Source organism: Actinoplanes sp. NPDC051851 (genome assembly GCF_040681165.1).
GTDB lineage: Bacteria > Actinomycetota > Actinomycetes > Mycobacteriales > Micromonosporaceae > Actinoplanes.
Genome location: NZ_JBFAYF010000019.1, coordinates 59,863 through 75,534, shown reverse-complemented (window position 1 = coordinate 75,534; position 15,672 = coordinate 59,863). Strand labels below are relative to the sequence as shown.

16 protein-coding genes and 1 pseudogene are annotated in these 15,672 nt (G+C 71.4%); 11 read left to right on the top strand and 6 right to left on the bottom strand.

Going from position 1 to position 15,672, the window contains the following annotated elements; translation table 11 throughout:
* Window positions 1-69: 69 nt before the first annotated feature.
* Complete coding sequence (locus AB0M08_RS19950) at window positions 70-819, bottom strand: hypothetical protein (RefSeq protein ID WP_364495021.1); 750 nt, start codon at window positions 817-819, stop codon at window positions 70-72.
* A 23-nt stretch (window positions 820-842) separates the two neighbouring features.
* A complete protein-coding gene (locus AB0M08_RS19945) occupies window positions 843-1,241 on the bottom strand; it encodes an ester cyclase (RefSeq protein WP_364495018.1) in 399 nt (132 codons plus the stop codon).
* A gap of 134 nt (window positions 1,242-1,375) precedes the next feature.
* On the opposite strand from AB0M08_RS19945, the gene AB0M08_RS19940 reads away from it, so the two are divergent.
* Window positions 1,376-1,810, top strand: coding sequence for a hypothetical protein (locus AB0M08_RS19940; RefSeq protein ID WP_364495015.1), 435 nt, complete (start codon window positions 1,376-1,378; stop codon window positions 1,808-1,810).
* Between the two features lie 32 nt (window positions 1,811-1,842).
* Window positions 1,843-2,463: a TetR/AcrR family transcriptional regulator gene (locus AB0M08_RS19935; RefSeq protein WP_364495012.1), complete on the top strand. Its 621-nt coding sequence runs from the start codon at window positions 1,843-1,845 to the stop codon at window positions 2,461-2,463.
* Here AB0M08_RS19935 and AB0M08_RS19930 read toward each other — a convergent pair.
* Window positions 2,435-3,628, bottom strand: coding sequence for a serine hydrolase domain-containing protein (locus AB0M08_RS19930; RefSeq protein WP_364495010.1), 1,194 nt, complete (start codon window positions 3,626-3,628; stop codon window positions 2,435-2,437). The two genes, AB0M08_RS19935 and AB0M08_RS19930, sit on opposite strands and share 29 nt — an antisense overlap.
* An 86-nt stretch (window positions 3,629-3,714) precedes the next feature.
* Here AB0M08_RS19930 and AB0M08_RS19925 point away from each other — a divergent pair, with 86 nt between their 5' ends.
* From AB0M08_RS19925 to AB0M08_RS19905, 5 genes and pseudogenes are all read left to right on the top strand, one after another.
* Window positions 3,715-5,460 (top strand): DUF5605 domain-containing protein, encoded by a 1,746-nt coding sequence (locus AB0M08_RS19925; RefSeq protein ID WP_364495007.1) that lies wholly within the window; start codon window positions 3,715-3,717, stop codon window positions 5,458-5,460.
* A 96-nt stretch (window positions 5,461-5,556) separates the two neighbouring features.
* A pseudogene (locus AB0M08_RS19920) lies at window positions 5,557-5,682 on the top strand (LysR family transcriptional regulator); the annotation flags it as partial.
* Window positions 5,683-5,941: 259 nt separating this feature from the next.
* Window positions 5,942-6,157 carry a LysR substrate-binding domain-containing protein gene (locus AB0M08_RS19915; protein WP_364495182.1) on the top strand — a complete coding sequence of 72 codons (216 nt, stop codon included), beginning with the start codon at window positions 5,942-5,944 and terminating at the stop codon, window positions 6,155-6,157.
* 88 nt (window positions 6,158-6,245) lie between these two features.
* Window positions 6,246-7,373 (top strand): LLM class flavin-dependent oxidoreductase, encoded by a 1,128-nt coding sequence (locus AB0M08_RS19910; RefSeq protein ID WP_364495005.1) that lies wholly within the window; start codon window positions 6,246-6,248, stop codon window positions 7,371-7,373.
* 2 nt (window positions 7,374-7,375) lie between these two features.
* Entirely contained in the window at window positions 7,376-7,522 is a 147-nt protein-coding gene (locus tag AB0M08_RS19905; RefSeq protein ID WP_364495003.1) for a hypothetical protein, read from the top strand.
* 112 nt (window positions 7,523-7,634) lie between these two features.
* On the opposite strand, the gene AB0M08_RS19900 is transcribed toward AB0M08_RS19905, so the two are convergent.
* Window positions 7,635-8,978: a BTAD domain-containing putative transcriptional regulator gene (locus AB0M08_RS19900; protein ID WP_364495179.1), complete on the bottom strand. Its 1,344-nt coding sequence runs from the start codon at window positions 8,976-8,978 to the stop codon at window positions 7,635-7,637.
* A gap of 57 nt (window positions 8,979-9,035) precedes the next feature.
* Between AB0M08_RS19900 and AB0M08_RS19895 the strand changes: the two genes are divergently transcribed.
* A complete protein-coding gene (locus AB0M08_RS19895) occupies window positions 9,036-9,551 on the top strand; it encodes a hypothetical protein (RefSeq protein WP_364495001.1) in 516 nt (171 codons plus the stop codon).
* Between the two features lie 347 nt (window positions 9,552-9,898).
* Entirely contained in the window at window positions 9,899-10,504 is a 606-nt protein-coding gene (locus AB0M08_RS19890) for a hypothetical protein (RefSeq protein WP_364494999.1), read from the top strand.
* A gap of 1 nt (window position 10,505) precedes the next feature.
* Here AB0M08_RS19890 and AB0M08_RS19885 read toward each other — a convergent pair whose 3' ends face one another.
* Window positions 10,506-12,557: a translation factor GTPase family protein gene (locus AB0M08_RS19885; protein WP_364494996.1), complete on the bottom strand. Its 2,052-nt coding sequence runs from the start codon at window positions 12,555-12,557 to the stop codon at window positions 10,506-10,508.
* A 413-nt stretch (window positions 12,558-12,970) separates the two neighbouring features.
* Between AB0M08_RS19885 and AB0M08_RS19880 the strand changes: the two genes are divergently transcribed.
* Complete coding sequence (locus AB0M08_RS19880; protein WP_364494993.1) at window positions 12,971-14,509, top strand: amino acid permease; 1,539 nt, start codon at window positions 12,971-12,973, stop codon at window positions 14,507-14,509.
* 58 nt (window positions 14,510-14,567) lie between these two features.
* Complete coding sequence (locus AB0M08_RS19875) at window positions 14,568-15,272, top strand: helix-turn-helix domain-containing protein (RefSeq protein WP_364494991.1); 705 nt, start codon at window positions 14,568-14,570, stop codon at window positions 15,270-15,272.
* 102 nt (window positions 15,273-15,374) lie between these two features.
* On the opposite strand, the gene AB0M08_RS19870 is transcribed toward AB0M08_RS19875, so the two are convergent.
* Window positions 15,375-15,671 carry an STAS domain-containing protein gene (locus AB0M08_RS19870; RefSeq protein WP_364494989.1) on the bottom strand — a complete coding sequence of 99 codons (297 nt, stop codon included), beginning with the start codon at window positions 15,669-15,671 and terminating at the stop codon, window positions 15,375-15,377.
* Window position 15,672: the final 1 nt, after the last annotated feature.

Genomic DNA, 15,672 nt, shown 5'->3' with positions numbered 1-15,672 from the left:
TGCGGGGTCGGCGCGCCGATTCACAGCCTCCGGCGACTCCTGCGGCCCACGGCGCTCCCCCGCCCCGGGCTACTCCCCCGCCCCGGGCCACTCCCCCGCCTCGAGACGGACGACCGCGGTCCAGGCCTGGGACTCGCCGTAGTGCCAGGCCGCGACGACCGGGGCGGGACGCAGCAGTCCCGGGTCCTCGGCGCCGAGGTAGAAGGCACCGCTGCTCCGGACGGAGTTCTCGTCCCGGCAGAAAACGCTCAGGTGGTCACGGAGTTCGGCGGGAAGGGCCGCGAGCGCGCGCTCCCACTCCGGTTCGACACCCGGCACCGGCCCCGTGTGGCCGATCGTGCCCATCGTTCCGGTGGCGGCCCGCATCGCGCCGACGAGCGTCCCGTCGGTGTGCACGCGAAATTCGATCTCCGGGTACGCCCGGCGCAGCCGCTTCGGCCTCCAGCCCCGTTCGGCGAGTACCCGGCCGATCTCCGCACCGGTCATCCCGGTGTCGAGCTCGGGCAGCCCGATCTCCGCGCCGTCACCGGGGTCCCCGGCCCGGACGAACGAGCGCCCCAGGTCGATGCTCCAGAGCGGCGGATCCGGCGCCCAGCCGACGAGCAGATCACCGAGGACCGGAAAGCTCGGGTACGGCGGGTGCACGATCTCCCCGCGCGCCAGCACCCCGACGTCGAACGATCGGCGGAACAGCTCGTCCGCCGCATCGTCGCCGGAGTGGACGACCGCGTACGTCGCGTCCTGCTCGAAGTCCTCGAGGGGCCGCCCCAGCAGAATCGCGAACCCCTCCGCCAGCGGCCCGTCGTGATCACGCGTCATGCCGCGCAGGATAGGGCGTGCTCTCAGGCGAGCTGGGCGGTGAGGCCGGCCCGGTCGATCTGCATCCAGTACCTGGTGATGCGGCCGTTCTCGACCTGGTAGACCACCGAGTTGATCTGGCGGACCGTGCGGCCGGTCGGGGCGTGGTGGCCGGTCTGCACCAGGCGCACGTGCGCCTTCGCGCCGTCGACCAGCAGCTCCTGGATGTCGAGTGTGTAGTCGCCCCAGGTGTCGCGCATCTCGCGGACGTGGTCGGCGTAGTTCTGCGGGGTGCGCTCGACCGTCACCTCGTTCTCCGCCTGCACCTGGTGGGCGAGGACCACCGGCGCCATGAGCGCGGTGGCCCGCCCCGGATCCCGCCCGGATCTGACCTGGGTGAGGAACTCCGTCACGACCCGCCGGGTCGCGTTCGCATCGATCATGCGCGAGACTCTCGCACCACTCCCGCCCCAGCGCAGCGACCGCGACCACACCGGCCCCCGATCGGTGGTGGTGACCGCATCGGACGGTATAACCAGATCACTGCGGAACACCACCACCACGACGAGAGCGGCTGATGACGGCAGAACCGCGACAGGTCGAACAGCGGGCAGCGGCGGCCGGCTTCGTGGCTGGCGAGTTCGTCCGCCCGGAGGATGTCCCCACGCCGATGGCGGTGTGGAAGCCGATCATCCGGATCGGTGCCGAGCCCTCGGTTCGCATTCCCGACAGCGCGGACGACCGGATCGGCACGACCTGGCTGCGGCTTGCCCGGGGCAACGGGACGATCGGAGCGGACGGTGCCCTGCTGCTCTCCGTCGGAGGTGCCGGAGAGCTGCCGTGGCTGTGGGTGACGATCGGCGCGGAGGATCCGGACGTGGGAAGGCTCAGCCTCGACGGGTTCGAACCCGAGTTCGTGGCGATCGCGGTGGACGGGCGGGCCCACTGTGCGGTGACGAGCGAGGAGTACGAGACCTGGATCTTCGCGAGCCCGGCGGTGGATGCCGGCTGAGGGACGCGAGCATCGAGGCTCATACTGGTCATATGTCCACGCCGACCCCCCGTGGCCCGCGCGGGCCCTATCGTGTCGGCATCCGGCGGCGGGAGCAGATCCTCGAGGCCGCGACCGAGGTATTCGCCAAGCACGGGTACGCCGGTGGGTCGCTGCGGCGGATCGCCGAGGAGATCGGGGTGACGCCGGCGGCGCTCGTGCGGCATTTCGGGAGCAAGGAGGCGCTCTTCGCCGCCGTACTGGAAAGGTCTGATCTGCGGAATGCGGCGGATCGGCTGACCGGTGTGGACGGGCTCGCGTTCCTGCGGACCTGGGGTGACGTGATCGAGGCGAACACCCGGAACCGGGGCATGGTCGAGCTGCTGCTCACCGTGGCGGGCGAGGCGACCGATCCCGATCACCCCGCCCGGCCGTTCATGACGCGCCGGTACACGACGGTGGTCTCGGTGATCGCCCGCGCCGTCGATCAGGCGATCGCCGCCGGGGAGATCGCGCCGATGACCCCCGAGCGGGTGCACGCCGAGGCCCGGGGTTTCATCGCGCTGATGGACGGGCTGGAACTGCAGTGGCTGCTGGATCCGTCCGTCGATCTGCCGGGCGTCTACCGGCAGTTGCTGGACGCGACTATCGCCCGGTGGCAGCAGAAGCCGTAGCAGCGGAAGCCGTAGCGGAAGAAGCCGTAGCAGCGGAAGCCGTGACGGCAGCGCCGATCTTGCGGGCCAGCGCGATGCCCCGCGGGTCGCCCCCGCCCGGCCACGGGCCGCGCCGCACGGTCCATCCGAAGGCCACACCGGTGTCCGGGTCGACGCAGGCCACCGCGCCCGCCGCGCCGTCGTGACCGAAACTGCGCGGGCCGCCCCAGGCGAGTTGCTTCGACGGCTTCTGGAAGACGATGGCGTGCGCGCGGTCCTGCTGGTCGAGCACCTCGTCGTAGCCGCGGACCTGCTGCTGGCCGATCTGCGCGACGGTGTCCGCGGAGAGCAGCGGCGCCCCACCGTCGACGCCGGTCACCGCGTGGGCGAGCACCCCGGCGATCCCGCGCGCGGAGATGACCGCCGAACCGGCGGCGTGGCCGAAGCGCCAGGAGCGCTCGCTGCCGGCCAGGTCGACCTGCTCACCGGGGCGCGGACCGAAGACGGTCGCCATCAGCGGGTGGTCGGGCATCGGCGGGCGCTCGCCGAGCGGCGGCGCCATCGGCAGCAGCGGGACCAGGCTGTGGTCGAGCGACGACGGCAGGCCGAGGTAGGCGTCGGCGTCGACCGGCTTGCGGATCTGGCTCTCGTAGAACTCGTGCAGGGTCTGGCCGGTGACCCGGAAGACCAGCTCGTCGCCGAGGTTGCCGATGGTGATGCCGTGGTAGCCGAAGGCCGAGCCGGGATGCCAGAGCGGCCGGGTCGCGGCGAGGCGCTCGGCAGCGCGGTGATGGTCGAGCAGTTCGTCCCAGCTCAGTACGGGTGAGGCGTCCGGGAGGCCGGCCTGGTGGGACAGGAGCTGCCGGACCGTCACCCGGGCCTTGCCCGCGGCGGCGAACTCGGGCCACACGTCCGCCACCGGGGCGTCGAGATCCAGGAGTCCGCGTTCGATCAGGAGACCGACGCTCACGCCGATGATGTTCTTGGAGACGGAGTACGGGACGAGCAGCGCGTCCTCGCCGAGGCCGCTGCGGACGTCGAGGATGAGCTCGCCGTCCGCGTAGGCCGCCGCCTGGAACGCCAGGAGGGGATCGCGGGCGGCGTAGCCGGAGAGCTCGGTGACGATCGCGCCGAGCCAGGGTGCGGCGGAGCCGTGGACAGGACCGGTGAGTTCCTCGAGCGCCATGGCCGGGACCGTAACGCCGCCGACCTCGAAAAGTAAACACCTAGATACAATTGACTAAAAGTAAATGCCTGCTAACTTTTCACCGCATGGGCATGCTGGATCACACCACCACGTTCGCCGACGCCGTCGCGCACGACGGCGCCCGCGCCGTACTCGACCGCTACCTGCCGGGCTTCGCCGGCACCCCGCAGGCCGGTCAGCTGGGGCCGTTCCCGCTGGGCGTGATCGCCCGCACCGTGCCGGCGCTGCGCGACGACGCCGAGCGCGCCGCCGCGTTCTGGGCCGAGCTGTCCGATCTCGACTTCGAGGCCGCGCCGCGCGTGCACGGCCCGGCCATCACCCCCGACCCGCGCTACGAGGACGACTCGGTCACCCGCGGATCCGCCGCCTGCGTGGTGCCGGCCGAGGTGCCGCGGTGGGGCGTCGCCGAGATCGAGCTGCGCGGGCCGTCGCACGGCAACCCCTTCGTCGACGTGGACGTCTGGGCGACCTTCACCGACGGCGACCGGGAGATCCGCTGTGGCGGCTTCTACGACGGCGACGGCGTCTACCGGATCCGGATGCTCGCCGGGCAGGAGGGCGTTTGGCGTTTCGTCACCGGCTCCACCGCCCGGTCCCTGGACGGGATCGAGGGCGAATTCCGGGTGGGTGCCGCTCAGGCCGGCCGGCACGGTCCGGTCCGGGTCGAGGGAATGCATTTCCGGTACGCCGACGGCACCCGGTACCGCCCGTGGGGGACGACCGCCTACGCGTGGACGCACCAGTCCCCGGAGCTGCAACGGCAGACCCTGGACACGCTCGCCGCGTCCCCGTTCAACAAGATCCGCATGTGCGTGAACCCGAAATCGTTCCTCTACAACACCGAGGAGCCCGATCGCCTGCCGTTCACGCGTACCGGAGAAGGGTTTGACGTCACCCGATTCGACGTCGAGTCGTTCCGCAATCTGGAGCGGCGGGTGGCCGACCTCGCCGACCGGGGTATCGAGGCCGACCTGATCCTCTTCCACCCGTACGATCGCTGGGGCCTGGCCGATCTCGGACCCGCCGTCGACGAGCGCCTGGTCACCTACACGGTCCGGCGGCTCGCCGCGCACGCCAACGTCTGGTGGTCGCTCTCCAACGAGTACGACCTGGTGATGGCGAAGACGGTCGGCGACTGGGAGCGGATCGCCGAGGTCGTGGTCCGCGAGGACCCGCACGACCACCTGCGCTCGATCCACCAGTGCTTCGGCTTCTACGACAACTCCCGCCCCTGGATCACGCACAGCTCACTGCAGCGCGTCGACGTCTACCGGACCGCGGAGAACACCGACCAGTGGCGCGACCAGTGGGCGAAACCGGTCGTGATCGACGAGTGCGGGTACGAGGGCGACGTCGAGTACGGCTGGGGCAACCTGACCGGCGAGGAGATGGTCCGCCGGATCTGGGAGGGCGCGGTCCGCGGTGGTTACGTCGGGCACGGGGAGACGTACATCAATGAGCGCGAGGAGCTGTGGTGGTCGAAGGGCGGTGCGCTGACCGGCGGCAGCCCGGCGCGGTACGCCTTCCTGGAGACGATCGTCGCCGAGTCCCCGACCGGCGTACTGGACCCCCTCCCGTCCGATTGGGATCTGCCGTGGGGCGGCGTTCCCGGCCGGTACCTGGTGGGTTACGTGGGCTTCAGCCGTCCCCGCCACCGCAACGTGTTCCTGCCCGAGGGCCGGTTCCGGGTGGACGTCGTCGACACCTGGAACATGACGGTGGAATCCCTTCCGGGCACCTACGAGAGCGCGGTGCTGGTCCCGCTCCCGGCCCGGCAGTTCATGGCGATCCGCCTGGTCCGCGTCGACTGACCCCGGCTGCTCCCGTCCGACAACCGGCCATTCCTATCTGACAAATAGGTCGGGTAGATTTTGGGTGAGAGGCCCCACCGATCACCCGGAGAGTCGATGCGCCTGGAACAGATCGAGTATCTCGTCGCGGTCAGCAGGCACGGGTCGCTGCGCCGCGCGAGCGAGCACCTGCACGTCTCGCAGCCGGCACTGAGCGAGGCGATCGCCAAGCTGGAGCGGGAGCTCGGCGTGACGCTGCTCGACCGGCGGCGCTCCGGGGCGCGGATCAGCCCGGCCGGGCGGGACCTGCTGCCGCCGATGGGTGAGGTGCTCGACGCGGTCGCCCGGGTACGCGCCGCCGCCGGCGACCAGCTCGCCTCGCGGCGGCTGCTGCGCGTCGGGACGGTCAACGCCGGGACAGTGAACCTGCTGCTCCCGGCGTTGCGCGCGTTCCAGGCGCGGCATCCCAGCTCGACCGTCGAGGTGTGCAACCTGCAGCAGAATGGGCAAGATAATGGTCGCCCAGGGAATAGGGATAACACTTCTCCCCGATTACAGCGTGACCGGCGACCCCCTGGAGAAGTCCGGCCTCATCGTCGCGCGCCCGATCGCAGGGGACCGCACGGCCGTCACCATGGTCGCGATCCGGCGCCGCCAGCCACGGACACCCACCATGGTCCAGGACATGATCCGCTACCTGCAAAACCCATCGGGGTGATAGGTTTTTCCGATCACCGGGTAGGCAAACGGTATTGGACGCCCCGCCGCAGCGTCGCCCATTCTGGGGTTCTTCAACGGGAGGGTCAATGGGAGTAGTGCTGCACTGGTTTCTGCCCACCAACGGGGATTCCAGCACCGATCTCAGCCTCGGCAACGCGGTCGGATCGGCGGGCAGCCGGGTGACCGCGAGCGGCGGCGCCGAACGGGCGCCCTCGATCGGCTACATCGGCCAGATCGCCCGCTCCGCCGAGCAGCTCGGCTTCACCGGGGCGCTGACGCCGACCAGCTCGTGGTGCGAGGACGCCTGGGTGATCACCGCCGGGCTGACCCAGGTCACCTCGACGTTCCGGTTCCTGGTCGCCGCCCGCCCCGGGCTGATGTCGCCCACCGTCGCCGCGCACATGGCCGCGACCTACCAGCGGATCTCCGGCGGGCGGCTGCTGCTCAACATCGTGACCGGTGGCGACGACGCCGAGCAGCGCCGCTTCGGCGACCACCTGAGCAAGGCCGGACGGTACGCCCGGGCCGGCGAGTTCCTGCACGTCTTCCGCGAGCTGTGGGAGGGCGGGAGCGTCGACTTCACCGGTGAGCACTACGACATCCGGGACGCCCGGATCATCCCGGCGCCGGTCCGGCCGGAGATCTACCTCGGCGGCTCCTCCCCCGCCGCCCTGGACGTGGCCGCCGCGTACGCCGACGTCTACCTGACCTGGGGTGAGCCACCCGCCGCGGTCGCCGAGAAGATCGAGCAGGTCCGGCGGCGGGCCAAGGAGACCGGCCGGGAGCTGCGGTTCGGCATCCGGCTGCACGTGATCGCCCGGGACACCGCCGCGGAGGCGTGGGCACAGGCCGACCGGCTGCTCGACGGGCTGGACGAGGCGGCGATCGCACGCGCCCAGGAGATCCAGCGGGCGTCCGGGTCCGAGGGACAGCGCCGGATGACCGCGCTGCACGGCGGGCGTACCGACGCGCTGGAGGTCTCCCCCAACCTGTGGGCCGGGGTCGGCCTGGTCCGCGGCGGCGCCGGCACCGCGCTGGTCGGCAGCCACGAGGAGGTCGCCGACCGGATCGCCGAATACCACGACCTCGGCATCGACGAGTTCATCCTCTCCGGATACCCGCACCTGGAAGAGGCCTACCGCGTCGGCGAGGGGGTGATCCCCGTCCTGCGTACCCGGGGGCTGCTCGACTCGCCCCGTTCCTTGGAGGTTTGAGCTTGACCACCGATCCCCTCCGGTTCGCGCACTGGGTGCCCAACGTCAGCGGCGGGCTCGTCACCAGCACCATCGAACAGCGCACCGACTGGTCCTACGAGTACAACCTCACGCTCGCCCGGCTCGCCGAACAGGCCGGCTTCGAGTAGGCGCTCTGCCGGCCCGCGCACCCAGCCGTGAGCAGGGTGAGTGCCCCCGCGAGCAGGAACACCACGCCGCCGAGGGGAGGCCTCGAGTTGATCATCGGCGCCGGCATGGGGATCAGGCGCAGAGGACACGGGCCGCGCCGGGGTGGCGGCTCTCCGACGGGGCGCAGAGGCCCATCGTGCACCACTGTCGCATGCCGCTCGGGTCCAGGTACAACCAGCCGCAGTCGGCCGCGGGACAGCGGCGGACGGTGAACCGCCGTGGGTCGGCGAGCAGGTCGGCGGCGGCGCGGGCGGCCGCGTACAGCGGAAGGCGCAGGCCCGCCGAGCCGGCGACCGACCAGCGGCCCAGGCCCACGTCGTCGCGGCCGAAACGGGAGTGCCGGGCGGCGGCCTCGGCGTACCCGGCGACGATCCCGAACGAGACCGGCGCGTCCGGGGTGGTGAGGCAGGCGTACAGGTGAGTGCGCAGGTTCCGGGCCTCGGCGAGGACCTCCCCGGCAGCCGCGGTCTCCGCCCTGCCGCGTTCGACGAGCCGGTGCACGGTCGTCTGGTCGACGAGGTCGACGTACCCGGACCAGACGGCGAACGTGGCGTAGGCGCGCAGCCATTCTCCGCGGGGTGAGCGGGGCGCGTTCCATCCGGCGTACGTGTTGCAGAACTCCAGCGCCGGGTGCCCGCTGGATCTCCAGGGCAGCCACTGGTCGTGGACCCGGACCGCGTACGCCGGCATCGGGGGACGCTCGAGGCCGGGGTCGTTGCGCAGGATCCGTCCGTGCAGCGCCCGCAGCTCGGCACCGGGCTCGACCCCGAGCGACGTGGCGAGCAGTTCCCGGGTGACCCGGTAGAGCTCGATAGCCTCGGCCTGCCGGTGCGCCCGGTAGAGCGCGGTCATCAGCAGCGCGACCAGCCGCTCGCGGGTGGGGTGCTCGGCGGCGGGCCCGCGCAGGCCGGCGATCGCCCGGTCGTGGTGGCCCATCCGCAGCCGCAGCTCGGCCAGCAGTTCGCAGGTCGCCAGCCGCAGCTCGATCAGCTCGGCGCCGAGCCGGTGGCGGGCCTCGTCGTCGGCGACGCCGGCGAGCAGCGGTCCCCGCCACATCGCCAGGGCCGCCTCCAGCAGGCGCACCCGTTCACCCTGGTCGAGCTCGGCCGCGGCCGCGCGGGCCCGCTCGGCGAACTGGTGCGCGTCGACCGTGTGCCCGCCGGGTTCGACCAGGTAACCCCCGCCCCGGGTGGTGATGACGACGTCGTGTGGGCCGAGAGCCCGGCGGAGCCGTCCGACGTACGTGTGGAGGGTCCCCCGCGCCGACCGGGGCGGATCGTCATGCCAGAGCAGGCGGGCCAGCCGGTCGACGGGGACCGCGTGACCGGCGTCGAGCAGCAGGGCCGCCAGCAGCAGGCGCTCCTGACGCCGGAGACCGGCGGCCGGCTCGAACGTACCGAGCAGATGGAAGTCCATCACTCCCCGCACTGTAGTGGTCAGGTTCTGGTGAGGGGTGCCGCCCACGATCGGCGCATGCACAGACTCCCTGTCATCGCACTGACCGCCGTCACCGCGGTCGTCACCGTCTCCGTCACCGCGGCCGTCCCGGCGAACGCCTCGTCGCCGTGGGAGCCGTTGCCGTCCCCGACGCTCGACCTGGCCGCCGGGGAGACCTGCGACTTCGCGGTGCACGGCGACCCGATCGTCGACGAGGTGGTGGTCAAGACGGTGGCCACCTACCCGGACGGCTCGCCGAAGGTGCAGCTCGCCAAGGGCCCGCTGGTCTTCCGTCTGACCAACCTCGCCACCGGCACGACGACCGACGCCGACGCGGGCGGCAGCGCCGTCTTCGAGCTCCACCCGGACGGCTCCCGCGTCTGGCACGTCATCGGCCCGGTGCTCGCCCCACTGCGCGAGGGCACCTCCAACATCCCGCGCGGCATCTGGACCATCCACGGCGTCTACGACATCGACTTCAGCCCCACCAACTTCAAGACCATCACCCTCCGGTACGGCCGTCTGCACGACGTCTGCGCGGACCTCGTCTAGTGGGCCGGAAGTGTGATGGACATCGGCGCAGTCCGCCAGCGACGATGACAGCATGACGATGCATCGTTACTTATCGATCTCAAAATCGCGCTGGTGGCCGTCGACCACCTGAGCAAACGAGCCCAGGGTTACGACGGCTGACTCCGCGTCCATGGGGTACCGCCGCGGCTCGTAGACCGAGAGGGCCGTCGCGGTCCACAAGGGTGAGGTCGTAGGCGACGATCCGCCAACCGCCGCGGCTATCTGTCCCGGGGCACGGATCGCCACAGAACCGGGACAGATAGCTATGGCTGTCGCACCCGACGCCCTGCACGATCGGTGCCACGGCAGCCGTACGCGGAGGGGACATGGCTTACCGGCAACGGGGTGGCATCGGGTGCTTCGGCACGCTGGTATTGATCGGAATAGCGGCCTGGGGTCTCTGGCAGGGCGCGCTCTGGGTGTGGGACGCCGTCGCGCCCGACCACGGCAGTCACGACGCGCTCGTCGCGGAGGAGCAGCTCAGCGAGGTCTGCCACAAGACCTACTATCCGGACGGACACGAACGAACCGCGCTACCGCCGCATCCGCTGCTGCTCTTCTGGGTGGACGGATCCGGCTCGCCGCTGACCCTGTGGCTGACGGCGGCAGACGAGATCTCGGAGGACCAGGCCCGGCGCGCATGGTCGCCCGACCCGGTCAACGTCGAGCTGGTCGGGTGCATGGAGCGTTCGGACGACAGCACCAAGATCTCCAGCTGCTCGTACGAAGGCGGCGGGAGCGTCCCGGTGAAGGCCGGCGTCTACGAGATCGTCATCCGTGAGATCCGGACCCGCGCCGAGATGGCCACGGTCCAGGTCACCGGCAGCGAATACGACTGTCCCACCTTCCGGAGCGGCCACGGCGGCACCCTCTACGCCCTCCCCGCCGCCGACGACGTCTACGCAGCCCTCCGGCCGTACGTCGAGAACTGATTCATCGCGGTACCGCACGGAACCACTCCTCCCGGTCGCCGGGGTCGGGGCCGCGGCGGGGCATCTCGGGCGGCGTGGCCGTGGTGACCGGGGCGTAGTGGTCGAACCGGGCGGTCAGCACCGCCTCGCCGCCGGTCAGGTCGGGCAGGGCGGCCACCACCGGTGGGATCCGGGCGGACGGCAGCGCGCCGGTCAGCTCCAGATAGCCCGACGCCGCCGTGGTGTCGTGGACCACCGCGCCCAGGCGGCCGAGCAGCGCGGTCACCGTGTCGACCTGGTGCTGGGGCAGGTTCAGGTCGAAGCGCTCGATCGGCTCGCACACCCGGGTACCGGCCCGGCGCAGGGCGGCGGTCACCACCACCTGTGCCAGGTGACGGAAGTCGGCGGCCACACTGGAGATCGACTTGTCGAACTTCTGGTGCGGGCGGCTCTGCCGGGGACAGTACTGCGACGACGTCATGGTGACCGTGCAGTCGGTGACCGGCCAGCCGTTCAGTCCCTGGCGGAGGGCGGCGCGCACGCCCTGCTCGGTGGCGGCGACGAAGGCCGGGGGCAGCCGGCCCGGCTCGATGCCCGGATCGAAGCGGAAGCCGTCGCCCGGCTCGATCCGCAGACCGATTCCGGCCAGGTACGGGTTGCCGCGCTCCCGGATCCGGTCCACCGCCTCGCCGCTGCCGGCGACCCGCTCGATGCAGGCGGTCAGGGTGCCGGAGAAGCGGACCTTCACGTCGTACCGCTCCTCCAGCAACGCCGCGATCACCTCCTTCTGCACCTCGCCGTGCAGCCGGATCGCGGCCTGTGCCTGCTGCTCGTCGAGGTGCAGGTCGACGAGCGGGTCCTCGTCGGCCAGCTCGGAGAGTCCGGCGAACATGGCCAGCCGCCGGGCCGGGTCGACCGGTTCGACGAGGACCTGACGGGTCGGCGGCGGGAAGCGGTACAGGTGCCGGCGGGGCGGGTCGCCGACGTGCTGGCCGATCCGGGCGGAGAGGCCCCGGACGGCGGCGATCTGGCCGGGCCCGGCGGACGGGCGGACCAGCACGCCGCCGGGTTCGCTGACCGCGATCTGGGTGACGGTCTGCGGGGCGGCGCCGGAGAGGCGTACCCGGTCGCGGACGCTGAGCCGCCCGGACCACAACCGCATCCAGACCCGCCGCCCGTGCTCGTCCCGGTCGACGGCGAACACCGTGCCGACCGGCGGACCGTCGCTCCCAGCGGCGCCCGGAAGACCGGCGGCACCGGGAAGACCGGCGGCGCCCGGAAGACCGGCAGCGCCCGGAAGACCGGCAGCGCCCGGAAGACCGGCGGCACCGCTCGGCGGGCTTCCGATGCTGCGCGGCAACAGGGCGGAAAGAGAAAGGCGCAGCTCCGGTACGCCGGTGCCGGTGATCGCCGAGCCGTACACCACCGGGGTGAGCCGGCCGCGGCGCACGCCCTGCCGGATCGCCCGGCGCACGTCGCGGGTGCGGACCCGCGCACCGGTCAGCCACCGCTCGGCGACGGCGTCGTCCGCCTCGGCCACCGCCGCCACCACGGGCTCGGTCTCCAGGCCGATCGCGGACACCCGGGCCGCCCGGCCGCCCTCGCCGGTGACCGCGGTGAGCGGAACCGGACACGCCCCGAACCGCTGTCGCAGCTGGGTGACCACCCGCCCGGCGTCCGCGCCGCGGCGGTCCACCTTGTTCACGAAGACCAGGGTGGGTACGCCGATGCGGCGCAGCGCCCGCCAGATCGCCACGGTCTGCGGCTGCACCCCCTCCACGCCGGAGACCACCAGCACGGCGGCGTCCAGCACGGCGAGGGACCGCTCCACCTCCGCGATGAAGTCCGGGTGGCCGGGCGTGTCCAGCAGGTTGACGGTCAGCTCGCCGAGCCGGATCGAGGTGACCGCGGCCCGGATGGTGATGCCGCGGCGGCGCTCCAACTCCATCGAGTCGGTGCGGGTGGTGCCGTCGTCGACGCTCCCCAGCCGGGACACGGCCCCGGCCTCGTACAGGAGGCGTTCGGTCAGGCTGGTCTTACCGGCGTCGACATGCGCGACGATCCCGAGGTTCAACGATGCCGAGTTCAACAATGACAAAGCGAGGCTCCACGATAGGACGGAAAGGGGTCCGAAGCGTGGTGGTCGCTCGCATGGTCACTCCTCGTCAGCGTGTGGATGCCCGGTCCCGCTCAACCTGTCACGGCCCCCGCCGCCGCGCCACCGATTTATCGGTCGGCCGGTCACCTGGCGATCCGGGGTGTCTCAGGCGCCCCGAGAGACCCCTGAACACCAGCCACGAAGATCATCCCCATGGTTGATCATGAAATGTTGATCAAAACCGGCCAAGCGGCGGCAGCGTCCGGCGGGCGTGGTGAGGGGACGGAAACCGGGAATTTACCGCGGTAGTTCTCCGCAGAAACGGCCGTGCCCGAGCGTTTCTATACCTCATAGAGCGCGGGGCGTGGCCGTGAAGGAGAACTCGAAGTATGTCCATCGCTGAGTTGAAACCCGGTGCCTACCGGCAGGAACTGCATCGCGGGGTCGGCACGTTCGCCTCGTTCGCGGCCGGGTTCTCGTTCGTGTCGATCCTGACCACCGTCGACCAGTTCTTCTTCATCGGCTTCGGGTTCGGCGGGGCCGCGTTCTTCTGGACCTGGCCGGTCGTCTTCCTCGGCCAGCTGCTGGTGGCGTACAACTTCGCCACGCTCGCGGCGCGCTTCCCGATCTCCGGGGCGATCTACCAGTGGTCGAGCCGGCTGGCCGGGCCGACGTTCGGATGGTTCACCGGCTGGCTCATGATCATCGCGCAGGTGCTGACCACAGCCGCCGCGGCGATCGCGCTGCAGGCGATCCTGCCGGCGATCTGGACCGGTTTCCAGCTCGTCGGCGGCTCGGGCGCGGACAGCACACCCACCTCACCCACCGGCGCGGCGAACGCGGTCCTGCTCGGCATCCTCCTGCTCGCGGTGACCACGGCGGTCAACGCCTTGAGCGTACGGCTGATGTCGCTGCTCAACACGATCGGCGTGGTCCTGGAGCTGATCGGTGTCGCGGTCGTGCTGGTCATGCTCTTCACCCACACGCAGCGCGGGTTCGGCGCGGTGCTGCACTCGACCGGCAGCACCGCCGACCCGAGCTCCTCGTACGCCTTCGCCTGGGCCGCGTCCGCGCTGATGGCGGCGTACGTGATGGTCGGTTTCGACTCGGCCGGCGAGCTCTCCGAGGAGACCCACGCGCCGCGCGCCACCACGCCGCGCACCATCGTCCGCGCGCTGACCACCTCCGGCGTGCTCGGCATGCTCCTGCTGCTCGGCGGCATCCTGGCGGCGCCCAGCCTGACCGACGGCACCCTCTCCAGCATCGGCCTGCCCGCCGTGATCGACGCGGTCTTCGGCCCGGTCGCCGGCCGGATCGTGCTGGCCGACGTCGCCGTCGCGGTCTTCGTCTGCACCCTGGCGATCCAGACCGCGGGCAGCCGGATGGTCTTCTCGATGGCCCGGGAACGCGCGCTGCCCTTCTCCGGCGCGCTGTCGAAGGTCTCCACGAAGAACGGCACCCCGATCGTGGCCACCCTGGTCGTCGGGGTCGGCGCGGCCCTGGTCCTGCTGGTCAACATCGAGCAGAGCGCCGTCTTCACGGCGCTGGCCAGCCTCTGCATCGGCATGCTCTACCTGGCCTACCTCGGGGTGACCGTCCCGCTGCTGATCGAGCGGATCCGGCACCGGCGCGACGGCGTGGTCCTGGGCGGCGTGGACGAGCACGGCAAGCCGCTGTTCGGGCTGGGCCGCTGGGGCATCCTGCTCAACGCGCTCGCGGTCGCCTTCCAGGTGGTGATGGTGGTCAACCTGCTCTGGCCCCGGGCCGCCGTCTACGACCTCACCGGCGGGACGTGGTGGCTGCAGTGGAGCGCGCCGATCTTCGTGGGACTCTCGCTGGTCGTGGGGTTCGCCGTACACCAGCGGAATGAGCGACGGGAGGGCGCCAAGCAGGCGATGCCCTTCTTCCCGCAGACGGAGGCCGTCTGAGGCTCCGATAGGTTTGCCTTCACGAGTGCGGGAGGGACGACGTGGCGGGAGGGATGACGTGGCGGGTGGAACCGGTGGCCGGCGGCGCGCGGACGGCAGCCGGCCGGAGAGCGCCCGCGACGAGATCATCCGGGTGGCGGCCCGCCTCTTCGCCGAGCGGGGGTACGCGGGCACCACGATGACCCTGGTGGCGAAGGCCGCCGGTCTGCGACAGCCCTCGCTCTACTACTACTTCCGCAACAAGGAGGAGCTGCTGCACGCGACCTCCTCGGTCAACCGGTTCCCCGCCGAGGTGGTCGCCGCGCTCGCCTCGTCCGGGGCGGGCGCGCCGCAGAAGCTCTACCGCCTGCTCTTCGAGGACACCAAGCACCTGTGCCTGCTCGGTCCGCTCGACTACCACCAGGTGGAGAGCGTGGCGTACCAGCGCCCGGACGAGTTCGGCGGCTTCTGGGCGGACTACCGGGCGCTGTTCGACGGGGTGGTCGCGCTGGTGGAGGCCGGGGTGGCGTCCCTGCGCTTCCGCCCGTGCGACCCACCGGCCGCCGCGGTGGCCGCGCTCACCCTCGACGAGGGCCTGCAGAAGCTGCACCGCCACCGCACCGGCCCGCTCGTCCCGGCGTCCCCGTTCGACAGCGTCGACGCGGTGGCCCACCACAGCGCCACGACCACGCTCTCCTCGCTCCTGGTGGACCGCGCCATGCTGGACAGCGTCCGGGCCGATGCCCTCACCGTCGACCTCGATATCGATATCGATACTCCATAGAAACATCCCCGGTGTACGGCCCCGGACCGGGAATGCCCATCACCCCGGCGTGAGGCCGACCACAACCCGCCGTTCCTGCGCGGTCAGGAACCGTCGGCGCGGTCAGGAACCGTCGACCGTGGTCAGGTCGGCCAGGCCGGAGATGGTCAGCACCGGGGCCAGCAGCGGTCCGGCCAGCAACCGGATCCGCTCCACGTGCTCGAAGAGGGACGCGAGCCCCGCGCTGTCGATGTACTCGACGGCTGTCAGGTCCACCAGCAGTGGAGTGTCGCCGTCGAGCGCCCCCGCCAGCGCCGCGGCGAAGTCCGCCGCGTTGCTCATGTCGATCTCGCCGGTGGCGGTCAGGACCGGGGTCCCGTCGGCGCGGCGCGTGGTCGTGAGGCTGAGCTGGGTCGTCATC